Annotated in this window: 16 protein-coding genes; 8 read left to right on the top strand and 8 right to left on the bottom strand. The window is 52.4% G+C overall.

Going from position 1 to position 17,380, the window contains the following annotated elements; translation table 11 throughout:
- The first annotated feature begins 21 nt into the window (after nt 1–21).
- From A6U95_RS28030 to A6U95_RS28015, 4 genes are all read left to right on the top strand, one after another.
- On the top strand, nt 22–705 hold the full coding sequence (locus A6U95_RS28030) for a metalloregulator ArsR/SmtB family transcription factor (protein ID WP_024531250.1): 684 nt from the start codon (nt 22–24) through the stop codon (nt 703–705).
- Nucleotides 706–782: 77 nt separating this feature from the next.
- Nucleotides 783–1,490 carry a glutathione S-transferase N-terminal domain-containing protein gene (locus A6U95_RS28025; protein ID WP_024531249.1) on the top strand — a complete coding sequence of 236 codons (708 nt, stop codon included), beginning with the start codon at nt 783–785 and terminating at the stop codon, nt 1,488–1,490.
- 138 nt (nt 1,491–1,628) lie between these two features.
- On the top strand, nt 1,629–3,041 hold the full coding sequence (gene phoA / locus A6U95_RS28020; RefSeq protein ID WP_065686883.1) for an alkaline phosphatase: 1,413 nt from the start codon (nt 1,629–1,631) through the stop codon (nt 3,039–3,041).
- A 458-nt stretch (nt 3,042–3,499) separates the two neighbouring features.
- Nucleotides 3,500–3,943 (top strand): helix-turn-helix domain-containing protein, encoded by a 444-nt coding sequence (locus A6U95_RS28015; protein WP_065686882.1) that lies wholly within the window; start codon nt 3,500–3,502, stop codon nt 3,941–3,943.
- A 99-nt stretch (nt 3,944–4,042) separates the two neighbouring features.
- On the opposite strand, the gene A6U95_RS28010 is transcribed toward A6U95_RS28015, so the two are convergent.
- From A6U95_RS28010 to A6U95_RS27995, 4 genes are all read right to left on the bottom strand, one after another.
- Nucleotides 4,043–5,074: a fimbrial protein gene (locus tag A6U95_RS28010; protein ID WP_065686881.1), complete on the bottom strand. Its 1,032-nt coding sequence runs from the start codon at nt 5,072–5,074 to the stop codon at nt 4,043–4,045.
- Nucleotides 5,071–7,629, bottom strand: a complete 2,559-nt coding sequence (locus tag A6U95_RS28005; RefSeq protein ID WP_065686932.1) for a fimbria/pilus outer membrane usher protein — start codon at nt 7,627–7,629, stop codon at nt 5,071–5,073. Before A6U95_RS28005 ends, A6U95_RS28010 begins: the two co-directional genes overlap by 4 nt.
- Nucleotides 7,630–7,703: 74 nt before the next feature.
- Complete coding sequence (locus tag A6U95_RS28000) at nt 7,704–8,435, bottom strand: fimbria/pilus periplasmic chaperone (RefSeq protein ID WP_065686880.1); 732 nt, start codon at nt 8,433–8,435, stop codon at nt 7,704–7,706.
- Nucleotides 8,436–8,604: 169 nt separating this feature from the next.
- Nucleotides 8,605–9,162, bottom strand: a complete 558-nt coding sequence (locus tag A6U95_RS27995; protein WP_037412058.1) for a fimbrial protein — start codon at nt 9,160–9,162, stop codon at nt 8,605–8,607.
- Nucleotides 9,163–9,633: 471 nt separating this feature from the next.
- Between A6U95_RS27995 and A6U95_RS27990 the strand changes: the two genes are divergently transcribed.
- Both A6U95_RS27990 and A6U95_RS27985 read left to right on the top strand, forming a co-directional pair.
- Nucleotides 9,634–10,350, top strand: a complete 717-nt coding sequence (locus tag A6U95_RS27990) for an EAL domain-containing protein (RefSeq protein ID WP_065686879.1) — start codon at nt 9,634–9,636, stop codon at nt 10,348–10,350.
- A gap of 21 nt (nt 10,351–10,371) precedes the next feature.
- Nucleotides 10,372–10,962, top strand: coding sequence for a LuxR family transcriptional regulator (locus A6U95_RS27985; RefSeq protein WP_065686878.1), 591 nt, complete (start codon nt 10,372–10,374; stop codon nt 10,960–10,962).
- 76 nt (nt 10,963–11,038) lie between these two features.
- On the opposite strand, the gene A6U95_RS27980 is transcribed toward A6U95_RS27985, so the two are convergent.
- Genes A6U95_RS27980 through A6U95_RS27970 form a run of 3 tightly spaced genes read right to left on the bottom strand, consistent with a single transcriptional unit; the run spans nt 11,039 to nt 12,788 of the window.
- On the bottom strand, nt 11,039–11,329 hold the full coding sequence (locus tag A6U95_RS27980; RefSeq protein ID WP_065686877.1) for a pentapeptide MXKDX repeat protein: 291 nt from the start codon (nt 11,327–11,329) through the stop codon (nt 11,039–11,041).
- Between the two features lie 60 nt (nt 11,330–11,389).
- Nucleotides 11,390–12,178 (bottom strand): molybdopterin-dependent oxidoreductase, encoded by a 789-nt coding sequence (locus A6U95_RS27975; RefSeq protein WP_065686876.1) that lies wholly within the window; start codon nt 12,176–12,178, stop codon nt 11,390–11,392.
- A 10-nt stretch (nt 12,179–12,188) separates the two neighbouring features.
- Nucleotides 12,189–12,788 (bottom strand): cytochrome b/b6 domain-containing protein, encoded by a 600-nt coding sequence (locus tag A6U95_RS27970; RefSeq protein WP_065686875.1) that lies wholly within the window; start codon nt 12,786–12,788, stop codon nt 12,189–12,191.
- 150 nt (nt 12,789–12,938) lie between these two features.
- On the opposite strand from A6U95_RS27970, the gene A6U95_RS27965 reads away from it, so the two are divergent.
- On the top strand, nt 12,939–13,652 hold the full coding sequence (locus A6U95_RS27965; protein WP_065686874.1) for a response regulator transcription factor: 714 nt from the start codon (nt 12,939–12,941) through the stop codon (nt 13,650–13,652).
- Between the two features lie 3 nt (nt 13,653–13,655).
- A complete protein-coding gene (locus A6U95_RS27960; protein ID WP_065686873.1) occupies nt 13,656–15,122 on the top strand; it encodes a HAMP domain-containing sensor histidine kinase in 1,467 nt (488 codons plus the stop codon).
- Between the two features lie 92 nt (nt 15,123–15,214).
- On the opposite strand, the gene A6U95_RS27955 is transcribed toward A6U95_RS27960, so the two are convergent.
- A complete protein-coding gene (locus A6U95_RS27955) occupies nt 15,215–17,308 on the bottom strand; it encodes a fimbria/pilus outer membrane usher protein (RefSeq protein ID WP_083196475.1) in 2,094 nt (697 codons plus the stop codon).
- Between the last annotated feature and the right edge of the window lie 72 nt (nt 17,309–17,380).

The raw sequence follows: 17,380 nt of genomic DNA, 5'->3' as shown, positions 1-17,380 counted from the left end.
TACTTCGGTTATTCTCGAAGTATGAATGACAATACGCTTGAAGACCGCCTGGCCGCATTGACGGCCGCTATCGCCGATCGCACCCGAGCGCGCATGCTGTGCCTGCTGATGGATGGGCGCGCCTATACCGCAACGGAACTGAGCGCAGCGGTGGACGTCGCGGCCTCCACCGCCAGCAGTCATCTGGCACGTTTGCAGGAACAGAATCTGATCGGCTGTGTCAAACAGGGCCGCAATCGCTTTTACCGTCTGGCAGGCAAACCGGTGGCCGACATGCTGGAAAGCCTGATGGCGTTGGCCGGTGTAGAACGCCCGACGGTCAAAAGTAGCACTCCGGCCTCATTACGTTATGCACGAACCTGCTATGACCACATGGCAGGTGAGATCGCGGTCCAATTACATCATCAGTTGCTGGCACGGGCCTGGCTAATCGGGGATAACGACTATCAGCTCAGTGAGGCTGGGCAGGCTGCCTTGACACAGTGGGGTATCGATTGCTCCCCAGCCCCGACCCGGCGGCGCTTTGCCTGCGATTGTCTGGACTGGAGCGAACGCAAGGCTCACCTCGGTGGCGCTCTGGGCGCTGCCATATTGGCCGCATTTGAAAAGCGCGGATGGGTTCAGCGCCAGCTAGACAGCCGTGAGCTGCAACTGACCGCCGCCGGTAGAAAAGCGCTGAGCGCACATTTTGGCCTGGCGCTTTGAATGCCTGACGCGCTAGCTTAGCTGCCATACTCAATGGGTTTACCTGTTGACGATCCCGTCATATCCGAGGAGTTACCATGTCCGATATTAACCAATTCCCGATCGCCAAACGTTGGCCCGCCAAGCATCCAGAACGGTTACAACTCTACTCGCTGCCGACCCCTAACGGAGTGAAAGTCTCCATCATGCTCGAAGAGATCGGCCTACCCTATGAGGCACACCTGATCGATATCGGCAAAAATGAAACCTGGACGCCGGAGTTCCTGTCGCTCAATCCTAACGGTAAAATCCCGGCGATCCTCGATCCTGCCGGCCCTGACGGTAAACCGTTAGCGCTGTTCGAGTCCGGGGCTATCCTGCTGTATCTGGCAGAGAAATGCGGTCAGTTGTTACCCAAGGATCCCGCGCAGCGTTATGAAACCATCCAGTGGGTGTTTTTCCAGATGGCGTCCGTTGGGCCAATGTTCGGTCAGCTAGGCTTCTTCCACAAATTCGCCGGACGTGAATATGAAGACAAACGGCCATTTGAACGCTACCAGAAGGAGTCCAAACGGCTGCTGGGTGTGCTTGAAGAACGGCTGCAAGGGCGCGATTGGATCATGGGTAAGGAATACACCATTGCCGATATCTCCCTGCTCGGCTGGGTACGCAACCTGATCGGTTTTTATGAGGCCCGCGACGTAGTGGAGTTCGATAATTTCCCAGTCGTTGGCCAATGGCTGGAACGCGGATTGGCAAGGCCAGCCGTACAGCGCGGCATCAATATTCCTGCCCGCCAAGCCTGATAACCCATTGGGATAGCCAGGAAAGGCTATCCTTTTTCCCACGTCTCTCGTCATAAAAATGTCACTTTCCTGCTCTACTCTCCCCTGTAACAAAATAATGCCAACCGTATTTTTGTATTACGACAAGGAGCTCTACCCATGCAGCAGTCCGTTTCCCTGATCACCGGTGCCATATTATCCGCTCTGTTATGCTCCACCGCCCTGGCTGACAACCATCAACTCAACAACCGCGCGGCTCGTGGCGATATTACCGAACCCGGCGGTGCACGCCGTTTGGCAGGCGATCAAACCGCCGCTCTGCAAGCTTCGCTGTCGAATAAAACCGCCAAAAACGTGATCCTGCTAATCGGCGACGGCATGGGCGATTCGGAAATCACCGGTGCACGCAACTATGCCGAAGGCGCAGGCGGTTATTTCAAGGGGATCGATGCCCTGCCGCTGACCGGCCAATACACCCACTACTCGCTGGATAAGAAAAGCCATAAACCGGACTATGTCACCGACTCTGCCGCCTCGGCCACCGCCTGGGCTACCGGCGTCAAAACCTACAACGGCGCGTTAGGCGTGGATGTGAATGGCAAAGATCAACCGACGATTTTGGAACTGGCCAAGGCTGCAGGTAAAGCCACAGGCAACGTATCAACGGCGGAACTGCAAGATGCCACACCTGCGGCACTGGTTTCGCACGTAACCTCGCGCAAGTGCTACGGCCCAGAGGAGACCAGTGAGCAATGTGCCAGCAACGCGCTTGAAAACGGCGGACACGGATCAATCACCGAGCAGTTGATTAAAACCCGTGCCGACGTCACGCTAGGCGGTGGGGCAAAATCCTTCGCTCAGTTGGCGAAAAGCGGTGAATGGCAGGGGAAAACGCTGAAAGCCCAGGCCGCCGCGTTAGGCTACCAATGGGTGGAGGATGCCGAAAGTCTGAACGCAATTAACCTCGCCAATCAGCAAAAGCCGCTGTTAGGCCTGTTTGCGCCAGGCAATATGCCAGTACGCTGGAAGGGGCCAAAAGCGTCCTACCACGGTAATCTCGATCAGCCTGCGGTGACCTGTGAGAATAACCCAGAGCGCGGCACCAATGTGCCAACGCTGGCGGCGATGACCGAGAAAGCCATCGAGCTGCTGAAGAACAACCCCAACGGTTTCTTCCTGCAGGTGGAGGGGGCGTCCATCGACAAGCAGGATCATGATGCCAACCCATGCGGCCAGTTTGGCGAAACGGTCGATCTGGATGAGGCAGTACAGAAAGCGCTGGAATTCGCCCGCGCCGACGGTAATACCCTGGTGATCGTCACCGCCGACCACGCCCATTCCAGCCAGATTATTGCCGCCAAGGCCAAGGCACCGGGGCTGACCCAATCATTAACCACCAAAGACGGCGCGGTGATGACCATCAGCTATGGCAACTCGGAAGAAGGCTCTCAGGGCCATACCGGCACTCAATTGCGCGTTGCCGCTTATGGCCCGCATGCCGCCAACATTGTGGGGCTGACCGATCAGACCGACCTGTTCTTCACCATGCGCGACGCCATGAACATCAAGTGAACCAGAGGGGCGTGTTCCCCTCACCCTAACCCTCTCCCAAAAGGAGAGGGGACCGATCGAGTTCGCTGATTTTTCTGCGTAATACATCACCCATCTATCTTTCTCATCACGTTCCGGAACAGCACGGCCTCATCAGAGACGCAGGGCAACTCCCTCACCCAAAAGGAGAGGGACCAATCGAGTTCGCTGATTTTTCTGCGTAATACATCACCCATCTATCTTTCTCATCACGTTCCGGAACAGCACGGCCTCATCAGAGACACAGGGCAACTCCCTCACCCTTTGGGTCGAGGAGAAGCTAAACCCCTACCACTGGCGGAGCATTTTTCGCCACGTCAATTATCCAAGTTTACCCTTGCGTAACCGCCCATGCGCGCCTATTATCAAAGAATAAACTTGGATTATTAAGTCCCATTTGACTGTGACCCGAATGTCGTCGCTGCAGGAGAATTAAACCAATGGATCGCGCCAATATCATTCACGACTTGCTGAACTGGATCGAAAACCACCTGGATCAACCGCTGCTGCTGGATAACGTGGCAGCAAAATCTGGCTACTCCAAATGGCATCTGCAACGTATGTTCCGCAGTACCACAGGCCATGCGCTCGGCAGCTATATCCGCGAGCGCCGTTTGTCCAAGGCCGCACAGGCACTACGCGCTACCCCTCGCCCAATTCTGGATATTGCCCTGCAGTTCCATTTTGATTCCCAGCCTTCATTTTCCCGGGCCTTTAAAAAGCAGTTTGGTGAAACGCCAGCGGTCTATCGCCGCACGCCGCAGCAAGATGAAGTGGCCCTCTCCTCAGAGCACAGCTATCGGCACGGCACACCGAGCCTGCATTCACTGTACAAGCGCCAATGCGTAGACGAAGGCTGCACTCACTGGGTCGGCCAGCGTTAAAAGCAAAAAGGCCGACGGGTGTATAAACCCCTTGGCCTTTTCAGCTCCCGCTAAACGGGCGCAGCAGCACCTCACCCCATTGAACTGAGTGATGTTTTATCAGTTATATTCGAGGGTAAAGGTGGCAATCGATTTGATGGTGCCGCCCTTCATTTTCGCTGCGGTCTGGTAGTAACGTGCCTTGAGCGGCAAAGTGATGGTATTGGTCTGGTTGGCAATAGTATGCCCGGCATACACCGCCGTGCCGCTAGTGATTGGCGTTGAGTTATTGCCGGTCAGCAGTTGGACACCGACGCCGCTGGCGGCATTGCTATCCTGTACCGGCTGGAGTACGCCCGGTGCATTCGAGGCATCGCGAGTATAGTCAAAACGTACGTTAACCAGCCCCTCCCCTGTGCCGCCAGGTAACAGTTCCGTCCCCGTACCACCCACACAGTTGATGTTAATCGAAAAGTCCTGCTCTGCGGCGGTACTGCCCACGCCTTTAAACGCCGCAGTAGCCACCGTACTCAGGTTGATCACCTTGTTTTTCGAACCGGCGTCCACCGAACAGGACGAGGTGACAATGGTGATACTGTTCGCCAATACGTGGGAGATCAGGATCGGTCTTGCAGGACCCGTCCCATCCGCATAGTAAGAAGAATACTGCCCGGGGGCTAACGAGCCGGTACCGGTATTCTGGGCAATTTTGATCACCTCAACCACAAAATACCCCTCAGCCAGATACACCCCGCCGTTACGGTAGATCTCGTGCGGATAATAGGCACCTTCCTGCGAGCCGATCTGGCGATAAAGCCGCAACCCCACCCCCGGCACGTTGGTGGTCCAGATTTTGTCGCTGATGGAGCTCGGGCCGCCTTGTAAAATGCGACCATACAACGTGCTATTACCGCTGCAAGAAATATTGTTATCCCGGCTGATATCGAACTTGCCGGTGGCCAGGATATCGCCCACCTTGGTATCCGGCGTAATCAATACCCTGCCGACGTTCATAATGATGTCCTGCGGCCTGGTCGTGTTAACCCGACATTGAGCATATGCCTGTTGCCCGGCCAACATCAGTAACAAAAACAGCATGGCTTGTTTAGGGCGCTGGCGCATGGCGGTGAATTTATGGATAACGTTGATCATTTGCAGCTCGCCTCGATAATTTCGTAATCAGTGCTGTTTTGTGTTTTGGCTTGGTAATTCACGGAACACTGTTGTGTCGGCTGAGTACCCCATTTCACCAACAGCAGCCCCTGTAACGCTTCGGTACGCAGATAGATGCGGCTGCCTTGGCCGACGATACCGATCACTTGGTTACGGGTATCCAATACTTCGGCACCAAAAGGTAATGCCGTGTTGTTCGGGCCCAACGCATGGATAATCAGCGCCTGGCCTTTGATGGTCTTGAACTCCAGCTTGGCAATCGCACCGGCATAAGGCGCTACCTGCTGGCTGCTGCTTTCCAACTCGACATCGCGTGACATGCCGTTAGGATCCAGCGTGACGTTGGTCATGCGGTATGGGGCAACATAAGGCACCACCGCATAGCCGTTGTCATCGATTCGCACCCCAGGAGAGTTGGTGACGATTGCCCCTGCGGCATCCGGCGCTTCAACCAGCACCATGGTTTGGCCACGCTGAGGCGTCATGGTCACGCCACCGGCATGTGCCACCACGCTGCCGGAAGCCCCGATGGACGACTGGCGGAAATCACGGCCATAGCTGTAAGAACCGTTCATGGTGGCGAAACGACTACGGTATTCCCCATTCACACTGGTGTTGGTCCCGCCGCTTTGATCGTTAGCCAAGGTGGCACTGTAGCTGATGTTGTTATCCTCCCCGGTGGAACCGTTAATCCCGATGCGGCTGCTGTCGTAGCCTTGGTCGTTGTAGGCCAATGCGCTGTTCAGGCTGATGTTTTGCGAGCCAATGTTGAACGGGATCGAGAAGTTCAGGAAGTAACGGGTTTCATCGTGGTTATAAGTATCGGTAGTACGCATGGCGGACAAACCGTAGGTAACTCGGCCGATGAAGTTGTTGTAACCCACCTGATACTGTTTGGAGGTACCGCCACGGTTCCAGTAATCGCGCACCGAACCGGTGATATACAGCGATCCCAGATTGGCACCCAGGCCCTGATTCAGCGTGAGCTGATATTCACTGCGCTGGCGGTTAACCGCATCGGCACTTAAGCCCCGGCTCTCGTTATCACGGGCATACACCGCATCACGCAGTGACAGATAGCCGGAAGTCGAGTAGCGGTAAGCCGCAATGGTGAAGTTGGTGTTGGTTTCCGACATCAGCTTGCTGTAGCTGATCTTGTAGCTCTGGCCGGACAGATCCCCCTGTTTCAGGCGGGTGTTAGCCTGAGTCACGTCGACGGCAAAAGCCCCCAACGGTGTTGCCACTGCACTTCCCAGCAGCACCGCGCTGTAACCGTCACTCACGGTCGCCCCGGTGTAACCAGTCAGAATATTGGTAAACCCGCGCTGATAAGTCGCCTGGAACATCTCGGGCAAGGTATGTAAATTATCATCGCGAACTTGGCCTGCGGTTAACGCATAGCGCTGGATCCCCGGGCGCAACATCTGTGCCACCGAAGCATAGGGAACGCTGAACTGGCGCACGGAACCATCGGCCTCATTGACCGTAACGTCCAGATCGCCGCCGTAGCCGGTCGGGAACAGATCGTTAATCACGAACTCGCCCGGCGCTACCGTGGTTTGATAGATCAACTGGTTGTTCTGGCGAACTTCCACCAAGGCGTTGCTTTGTGCCACACCGCGCACTACGGGTGCATAGCCGTTAAGGGAATCCGGCAGCATGCGATCGTCGGTACTCAGTTGCGCCCCGCGAAAACCGATCGAATCAAAGAAGTCCCCGCTGGTAAACGCATCCCCCAAGGTCAGCATGCCGCGCACACCCGGAATGGCACGCTGCGCATAGGTGGCCGTGTTCTGCCAATGGGTGCTTTCCTGACTACGCCAGTTCACATTCGAGTCATGGCGCAACTGCCAACCGGCAATGTTCACCCCGGCGTTCATCGTCAGATAAGCGTTGGTCGAATCCGAATTCCCACCGCTATTGGAGCTGTGCGAATTAAAAGCGTTGAAGTTATAGGACAGAAAGCCTGCGGTGATACCGCGATCCCAGAATTTCGGATCGACATAACCGCGTGCGGTACGGCGCAGCGCGACCTGGGGAACGCTGACATCCATACGCAAGGTGCTGGTATTGAGGCGGTAAGACGCTTCGGGCACCCATTCCCCCAGCGGCTTACAGCTGCTGGTCGTGACCGCCGGATCGCTGCCCATTGCCGCCGTATCGACGCCAAACTCTTCCAGAGACAGCAGGCTAAAGCAGGTATCGGCACTGTCTTTACCCGGCACACTCTTGAATTCAATGTTCTTTTTGCCCTTCCATTCCCCATTGACGTAAACATCCAGAGAATATTTCCCCGCCAATACCGGGTTACCATCACGAAAGCGCGAAAGATCCACGCCTTGTGCCTGGCCAACCAGAAAATTGCTGTTGAAAGTGGCTTCGACCGGTGCAGCAGCCTGGTTGACATCGCGTTGAGCCGCTGCCAGCGAAAATGCCGGGGTGGTCAGGCAAAGGGCACTTCCGGTCAACAGCAGGATGGATCTGTAATTGAAAAGTGCCGACTTGACGGCGGCAGAGATAGGTAACTCGTTCATATCCATGCATTCCTTTACCAAATTAAGCGTCCCCGTCGGCTGACTTCACATCGCGGCATGGGGCTTTCCAGGAGTTACTTTTGCTGATTTTTGCTGCGTTGAACCCGGCCGCCAAAGTCATTGATGGTGGTGTACTCAATATCAGCGATCCGTGAACTGTCACCGGAAAAGACCAGCGTTTTTTCCTGGCCAGGTGCCAGCATGTCGCCGTGCGGTGCCAACGTGACTTTCTTGCGATTGGCAACGGCATTGATTTCGGTGAAGGAGACATAAAACGGCGTGGGATTTTTCACTTTCACACCGCCCGCCACGAAGCTCCACTGCAGTTTTTCTGGCGCGTCATTGGCTACGCCGCTCAGGCCTTGCGGGCGATAGAACAACTTCACACGGGTTCTGAAGGCCACCTGCAGGAAGTTTTCTGGCGTGGTGTCGGCGGCCGTTCCGGTTGGTGCAGGGGGAATTTCCAGCACGTTCAACCAGAACAAAGATTCTTTGTCTTGCGTCAACGCCGTAGTGGTCAGTGAAACGCGCAGCGCCTGGCCGCCGTTTGGCTCAATGCGGCTGATCGGAGGCGAAATAATAAAAGGAGCCTTGCTGTTTTCTGGCGTCGTTTCCGCGTTGCCCTCATCGATCCAGGCCTGGACCAGCGCTGGGGCGGTCCCATTATTGGATAGTTGGACGGTCACTTCCCGCTGTTTGGCCGGATAAATAACGCGTGTACCGTTCACAATAACGCTGGCAAAAGCGCTGCTGCTGAAAAGCACGGCCATCAGCAATACGCTGTATTTCTTAAACGATGTTTTCATTTTAATATCACTACTATAGAAATACAGCGGGGGAAAAGTTTCCACCCGCCAGAATAGATACCCGATGATTTTCACTCCCTGCAATTAGAGGCTATCAGGGCGAAACTATTCGCCCCGAAAGATCACAGGGAGGAAGCAACATTTAATTAGAAAAGGGACGGGTAATAATTTATTGGTAGATGATGGTGTATTGTACGTTTGAGGTCACATCACCAGCACCCGCCGCTGCGGTTGCGAAATATTCAGCGTAGTAGTTCAGGTCAGCTGAATCACCTTCATTGGCCACGGTAACCCACTGGGAGTTAGCCTGTGCGCCGTTGTTGGTGGCAGCCAGAATTGGCAGGAACTGGTTGTTGCTACCCAGCAGCTGGATTTGCACGTTGGTCGCAGCATTGGTTTTTGTTTGGTTATTCAAACGACCCGTTTTGAAATCAACGGTTGAACCTGGTTCGAAATAGGTTGCTACCTGGCCTTTAGAGCATTTGGTCAGGTTAATGGCGAATGGAGTACGACCTGCAGTAGCGCTAACCGCATTCAGAGTAGAAGAAGATACGGTTGGCAGAGTAACGGTAAAATCTTTACCACCCGGGGTGCTGATAGTACAGGTCTGGTCGGTCACTTTACCGTTGAAAGTAATAGTACCATCGGCAGCCTGTGCTGAAAGAGAAGGAATGGCGGTGGCGCATACAGTCAGTGCTAATACAGCAGACAGCTTAGAGATTTTCATATTTTCGACTCTCGGTGAATTAATACATCCGTTAAGTACATTCAACGATGCTACTCCCTGTCAGGAATGAAGCCCGATGAATCCATTGCCCGGCGAAATATAGTCCAAGAACATTCTCATTGATAAATCGTTTAAAACATTCATAACGCCCCTCATGATAGGAAAAAACTATCAACAAATACCTATCGATCGATGTTGACGATTTATCCAGTTCGTAATAATCTTAATTCGTCAAGTTTGTCGGTCAAAAAATTCGATAAAACGCCGAAAAACCAGAATATAACTCTGTTATTGCGCTTTCAGCCATCTTGAGCGCCACCGTGTTCCCTCTGAAATTTCAATCTTTTAGAGGAATTTACCACCAGGTAAGATGATTCTTTCTTTAATAAGATTTTTACCAATAAACAGCCATTTATTTCTTTGTTTATTGTTTAAAATCATACAGATAAATTTCAATCAAAGGATTGAGGAATGCGCAGCGTTTTTAACGATAAAAATAACGGCATTAATTATGTTTTCCAGCCTATGTTCGCCAAATCAGGGCAACTGCTGGCCGTTGAATGTTTATCGCGTTTCTCTTTTGATAGCGAATTTGCGCATTTCTCTCCAGAACAATTCTTCCAGCAGGCCGATCGGGAAACCCGCGTCGAGATCCTGCATCAACAAATTGAATTGATAGAAAAATACCGTGACTGGTTTCAACAACACCAGATCATTGCCACCATCAATGTCGACGACCATTCGCTACAGGCGCTGGCGAACGGCGCGTTGGCCGATAAAATCCGCGCGATGAATTGCCTGCATTTCGAAATCAACGAAAACGCCAGCAGGCTGGTAAAAAATCGCGTCCATAACGACCCCTCTCTGAATAATTATTCATTTTGGCTCGATGATTTTGGTTCTGGCTATGCCGGGTTTTCTGCCTTGTATAACAGCCGTTTCCGTTTCGTTAAACTCGATCGACAGCTGCTGTGGGACTTTATGAAAAAGCCCGGCGGTGATGGTTTGATGCGCGCCTTGTTGCGATTTTTTCACCTGAATCATTACCGGGTGATTATTGAAGGGGTTGAAACACACGAACAAAAAAAGTGGCTGGACGAAATGCCCTATTATGCACTTCAGGGGAAGCTGTGGCAGGAGTCCAGCATCAAAGATTTAAATCTGCTGCTTGCTGCTGAATACTTTTAACTCATTATGGGTATCCCCAATATGTCTAAAAACAATGTCCTGGTAATTAGTGAGTGTAAGTACAGCTATGTCGGGCTTTCCATGCTGCTGAAAAAGCATTATGGCAAGTACGATATCAAGCTGTTTTCGGACTTTATGCACGGTGGCGCAAAGGCGGAGAAAATTATCAAGCATGATATTGCGTTGATTTTCACCTCGCAAAATCTGGAGCAAAGTGTCAACGTGATCGAAAGCCTGGTGTCTGTGCATCAGCAACACATGAGTTCAACGCGTATTCTGGTGTTTTATGATGATGAGCGGGTAGCCAAGCTGTTGGCGATCCTGGGGATCTCGGTAGAACTGGTATCGGCTCGCATGCCGCTTTATTTACTAGAGGAAAAAGTGGAAAACCTGCTGGCGAGCGAAGAGTCAGGGCAATTGAAGGTGCAGAAGACCCGCGAGCTCAGCCCGGCAGAAAGCGATGTGATTTTCAACCTGTTGCGCGGCGATAGTCTACTGAACATTGCGGCCAAGCGTGGCACCCATCCGAAAACTATTTTTTCACAGAAATACAGTGCATTGAAGAAATTACGTCTGCGAAATATGAGCACTATTTTCGTCGCCGACAATTGAGCAAAGGGGCAGACTCTGCGATTGAGCACGCCCCTCGCCGTTCCAGAGACCGGAAAATTGGCGGTCATCGGCACCTTTACTGACTCATTGCATCTTTCTTCATGCCATCTTTAGCCATAGAGTCCTTTTTCATGCTGTCTTTGGCCATGTGATCCTTCTTCATGCCGTCTTTGGCCATAGAGTCCTTCTTCACGCAGTCTTTCTCCATACACTCTTTTTTCATGCCTTGTTTAGCCATCCCATCGTGGGACATCTGGCTCATACCGTCCTTTTTCATCGCGTCCTTGCCCATGCTATCGGCCGCATTGGCTCCGGTGATACCCAGCATCAGTGCGCTACACATCATCATGGCAAATAACTTTTTCATGGTATTTCCTTTTCTTGGTTAATCGGCACGCGTCGTGCCATGAAACTGCACCGGCGGCAATCAACTACCGCCAAACCAGTTGTAGCCTTGGTCTTCCCAGTAACCGCCGGGAAAGTGGTTGGTGACTTCGATCACTTGAATATGTTTGGGATTCTTGTAACCCAGCTTGGTGGGCATCCGCAGTTTCATCGGATAGCCGTATTTACGCGGTAAAATCTGCCCGTCGTAGGTCAGCGCCATCAGCGTTTGCGGATGCAACGCCGTGGCCATATCGATGCTGGTGTAATAGTCATCAGCACATTTAAAGCCGATATAGCGGGCGTTCAGATCCGCACCAATCGCCTTCAGGAAGGTGGCAAACGGCACCCCACCCCATTTGCCTATGGCGCTCCAGCCTTCCACACAGATGTGCCTTGTGATCTGGCTGATTTGCGTCATCTGATGCAGTTGTGCCAACGTCCAGGGCTGCTTGTGCAGCACCAACCCCGCCACTTCCAGCCGATAGTCATCACCATTGATCACTGGCGCCTGATCCTCGCTATAGAAAGCATTGAACGGGAATGGCCGAGTGATCATCGATTCGGCATACTCTGGTGCCAGATGATTGGCATTGAACAGCCAGCCCTGAACCCGATCGTTAAAGCGTGAGATGCGGCTCAAGGCCTGATCTACCTGAGCGTTATCGCTAAGATCGCAGCCGGTCAGCATCGCCACGCCCCCCAGGGTCAAACCATTGCGCAGAAAACGGCGGCGCGACGACGATGCCAACTGGCGTGCTAGCAGGCGTTGCGCCTCTTTAACGATATCCTGGCCTTCGCTCAGGCTGAGAGGGGTTTTTTCCATTTTCATCGGTGTCTCCTTAGCGTCCACGCAACATGGCCAGCAACGTACGTGGCACCAGGGCCACCATCACCAGATGGATCACCACGAAGCCAACCAGCGCCGTCATGGCAAAAAAGTGCACATAGCGGGCCGCGTCGTAGCCCCCAAGCAGGGTACGTAACAGGGGAAACTGCACCGACTTCCACAACACCAGCCCAGAAAGCACCATCAGGACGCTGACCACGATGGCTACCAGATAGGCCACACGCTGCACCATGTTGTAATGGCGCAGATCGGCGTGTGACAACTTGCCGCGCAGTGCGGCCCATAGATCGGCCGCAAACTGCCTGGGGCTGAGCGGCCAGAATTGGCGTTTAAAGCGCCCACTGAGCAGGTTGATCAGCAGATAGCACAGGCCGTTGATGCCAAACAGCCACATACCGGCAAAATGCCATTGCAGCGCGCCCCCCAGCCAACCGCCTAGCGTCAGCTCGTTGATAAAACTAAAGTTAAACAACGGGGAAGCGTTATAAATGCGCCAACCGCTGGTGACCATAATCAGCATGGCAAGTGCGTTCAGCCAATGTGTCAGCCTTAGCCACAGCGGGTGGACAAGGGTCTGTTTCGCCGTGATCATCGCTTCTCTCCTGCCCCGTTTCTGTTCGATGTCAGCAGTATTCAACGGATTTGTTCCCCAAGACCTCACGCAAAGTTAAATAAAATGTGATCACTTCCAAGGTGGGGGTTGTGTAGACTTCAGGTAGACCAGTTAACTGCGGTAGAGAAAATGGAAAAGGCAAAACGAATTTTGATCGTCGAAGACGACGGCCATATCGCCGAACTGTTGCAACTGCATCTGCGCGATGAGGGCTATGACATCAGCCACGCGGCCGATGGCAATCTGGGCATGGCAATGCTGGAACAAGGAGGTTGGGACGCGCTGATCCTCGATCTGATGCTGCCAGGCATCGATGGCTTGGAAATCTGCCGCCGCGCCCGCAATATGACGCGCTATACGCCAATCATTATCACCAGCGCCCGCTCTAGTGAAGTCCACCGGGTACTCGGGTTGGAACTGGGTGCAGACGACTATTTGGCCAAACCCTTTTCCATGCTGGAGCTAGTCGCCCGCGTCAAAGCACTGTTCCGCCGCCAGGAGGCGATGACCCGTAACCTTCGGATGGAGGCGGGAACGTTAAGCATGAACGGGCTGGTGATCGATCCCATCGCCCGCGAAGTTCTTCTAAACCAGCAACCGGTGGAACTGACACCGCGCGAGTTCGACCTGCTGTATTTTTTCGCCCGCCACCCCGGCAAAGTATTTTCTCGCCTCAGCCTGCTCAATCAGGTCTGGGGCTATCAACATGAAGGGTATGAACACACGGTGAATACCCACATTAACCGGCTACGGATCAAGATTGAGCGCAACCCGGCAGAACCCGAGCACATCCTTACCGTGTGGGGCATGGGCTATAAATTCGCGGCTTCGCCGCAAGGGTAAATGATGAAAAATCTCACGCTGACACAACGCCTGACCCTGGTTTTCGCCCTGCTGCTGCTCATCTGCTGTTCGATCTCCGGTTGGTTACAGGTGCGCAGCAGCACGCAATATAGCCAGGCGGTGATCCAACGGCTTTCCACCAATCTGGCGCAGCATATCGCCACCAGTAACCCACTGTTGAGTTCACAGGGTTGGAACGATCGGTCGGTGCATACCCTGTTCGATAAACTGATGGCAGTTAATCCGAGCGTTGAGGTTTATCTGCTGGATAAAGAAGGCAATATTGTCGGCAACGCGGCACCTGCCGGGCACATGAAACGCCAAAAGGTCGATCTGTTGCCGATACAGACATTGTTGAACGGGGCCGAAATGCCCCTCTATGGTGACGACCCGCGTAATCTCAATAACCAAAAAGTCTTCAGCGCCGCGCCGCTGCGGGTAAATGGTGAGATTGAAGGCTATCTCTACGTAGTGCTGCTGGGGGAGGATTATGATGCGCTGGCCAATAGCGCCCAGATCAACTCTGCCATTTATACCGCGCTGTGGTCGATGGGGCTGGTGGCGCTGTTCGGGCTGCTGGCTGGTGGCTTTGCCTTCCACTGGGTGACACGCCCGATTCGCCGTTTGACCCAGCAGGTTAGTGCGCTGGATAACGACGGCATCGCAGCACTGCAAACCTATGCCAATACCCCTGCGGAGAGTCACAGCCGTGATGAGGTCAGCCAGTTGCAGCAGGCATTCCGCCGTATGGCACAGCGCATTACCGAACAGTGGCAAACCCTGTCGCAACAGGACCAGCAACGGCGCGAGTTTATCGCCAATATCTCTCACGATCTGCGTACTCCATTGACCTCGCTGCATGGTTATCTGGAAACGCTGTCGGTGAAATCCGCCAGCCTGACCCCCACCGACCGTCAACGCTATCTGGAGATCGCTCTGGCGCAGAGCCGCAAAGTCGGGCGGCTGGCGCAAGAGCTATTTGAGCTGGCCAGGCTGGAGTACGGCGTAGTGAAACCTCAGAAAGAACCGTTCTCCCTCAGTGAGTTGGTGCAGGACGTATTCCAGAAGTTCGAATTGGCCGCCGAGGCTCGCCAGCAGCGCCTGCTTGCCGATATTCAGCCGGGCATCCCCCAGGTGTTTGCCGATTTGAGCATGATGGAACGGGTGCTGACCAACCTGCTGGATAACGCGATCCGCCATACGCCAAGCGGAGGAGAGATCGAAATACGCCTGTGGCCACAGGGTAATAAGGTGATGGTACAGGTCAATGACAGCGGGCCAGGCATTCCCTTGGAGCTGCGCCCAGATCTGTTTATCCGCCCGTCAATTCTCAACCATGCCCGCCGCAATGCGGGGGGGTTGGGGCTGATGATTGTCAAACGCATTCTGCAGTTACACGACAGTGACATTACGCTGGTGGATCAGCAGCATGCTGGAGCCTGCTTTCGTTTCTCCGTGTCGGTACTTTAACTAAAGTACCGACAACCAGTCCCCAGGGAAGGGCTTAGGGCGTATCAGCGTCCTGTATGATTGCCACCTGTTGCCCTCTTCGGCACAGCGATTTAATTGAGCAACTCATAATAGGATAAGGCGCCTAATGTCGGCACTTTAACGACTTCATTGGCTGGCTCACCAAACTCCCTCTCTTGACCTATCTCATCATTGACCACGTTGACCTGATAGGGAATGAGATTGGGGATAATGGCATAACCGCGGCTGTCGGTAACCACATCAACCTGCTCAGGGATCGTCGCATTAGGATGCTTTTTGCTATAAACCAGTGCGTTAGTGTCACCTAACGTTGGCCCTAAGGTGATCCCCGCCTGATGGGCAATCCATGAACCTGAGCTGTTCGCCGAGTAAAGCGCATAGTTTGTTCCAGACTGGTATCTGATAGCCGATTCACCCGCAGCATAACGGTAATTGGCATTCGCCTGATAACTTGCCTTGCTCTGTTTGCCCTTGCGGCTAGTCACCCGATAGTTAAGGTTGTTATTTAAATGTCTACCGCTCACGCCAAGCTCAGTTTGATAGTGATCGTAGGGATTATAGCTGTATCCCAGATTCAGGCTGGTGTTATCAATCCCCATGCTCTTCAAGGGGATCCTGAAGGTAATACCAAACAGCATTTCATTTTTTTGCGTAGGATATTGATAGTATGACAGGTCAAGATCATAGGATACGTTGACGGTGTTTTGCATAAACTTCAGTGAGTAGAACGTCCGCTTGCCTTGATCTTCTTTGTATTTTTCCTGGTTAATATTTAACGATAAGCTCTGTGATGAGCCGAACAATGCACTTACCGAAAAATCAAAACCATATTCTTTTTTATAGTAATCACAGCAATAATAATCTGTTTTAGCATTATAGGAGTAACGATTGAAATCATTAAAATGAGGCTGTAGATAATACTCGCCATTTAACCTGATGCTGGCATTCGCCTTGTTGAAATTAGCCACATAGTGTAAACGCAACTTCTCACCGTTTACCTTGCCCTGCTCTGCCGATGTTATACTGCTGTACTGATGATTAAAGGTAACATCACCGAATTGTTTGAGTCGTTGACCAATACCTAGTGAGTGGCTATAGTAATTTTGCGATACCAACGCGCCACCAAATAAAGAGCTTTGTGCAGTGAGGCCATATCCCGCACCACCCTGAAAGAAAATGGGGTTAGTCTCTTCCATGCGCTCACTACTCATAAACTTGCCGAATGAGACATCATATTTCCACATGTTCTCATCCAGGATATTGTCCAGTCGACTCCAGGGCACGTCATAATAAATGATGCTACCATCGCTTTCTCTCACCGTCATGGTAATAGAACCCGATTTGTCAAACAGTTTGATATTTCTCAGCACGAAATCCCCGGCTTGAACCATCGTGCGGTAAACCGGTTTGCCGTTCTGCCGGATCTCAACTTCAGCATCACTGGTGGCCACACCGTACACCCAAGGCAACACCGGCCCCTGTGACGAAGGAAACATATTATCGTCCGAGGACAATTTTATCCCGCGATAGGGAAAGGGATCCAGATAGAAAGTATTATTGTAGCCCTCACCAAAATGCAGGCGAGAGTTTATCACGGGGATATCTCTTTCAGCATAGAGATCGGAAAACCTTATCCGTTGCTGAGGCATATCCTCATTATCATGAAACTGCCATGATCTTAACCGCCAGTGTTGATAGTTGATGCCAGACTCTAACTCAACGACTAAGTTATCTTTTCTTTTTCTCCTGACATAACGTTCTCCCTGATATTTTTTATAGTTAACATCATAGTTTATCAGGATAGCTGGAATACCCTCATCTCTATACTCGATAGCCAGGCGAGGATCGGCCTTGACCTCCGTCGACTCCAAAAAGGTAAAAATGAGAAAATTCACCTTATCAATTAAGGTAACGGTAATATTTAATGGATAAAGATCTTTAACTTTGATACAGCCGGTTTCTGGTACCTCGCTGCTGTTTGCGGGTGAGAGGATTTGCCATTCTATAAGCTTTTGTCTATCAAAACACGGAAAACCGTCGTCCGCCACGTCCAATTCAATATGACCTATATCCCGCTCTCCTTCGGATATATAAAAATACTCCCCTGCATTGGCAAAACAGGCTGCCATTAATAGAATAGGGAAAACGAATAAATTTTTATTCATATTGCGCGGATGGAAATAATGGGATGTATAAAAATGCACCGGCAGTCATAATTAAATATGCCGGTGCATTAT

It is taken from the genome of Serratia sp. 14-2641, assembly GCF_001692375.1.
GTDB classification, from domain to species: domain Bacteria; phylum Pseudomonadota; class Gammaproteobacteria; order Enterobacterales; family Enterobacteriaceae; genus Chania; species Chania fonticola_C.
The sequence above is the reverse complement of the archived record's forward strand: the minus strand, read 5'-3'. Positions and strand labels throughout refer to the sequence as shown.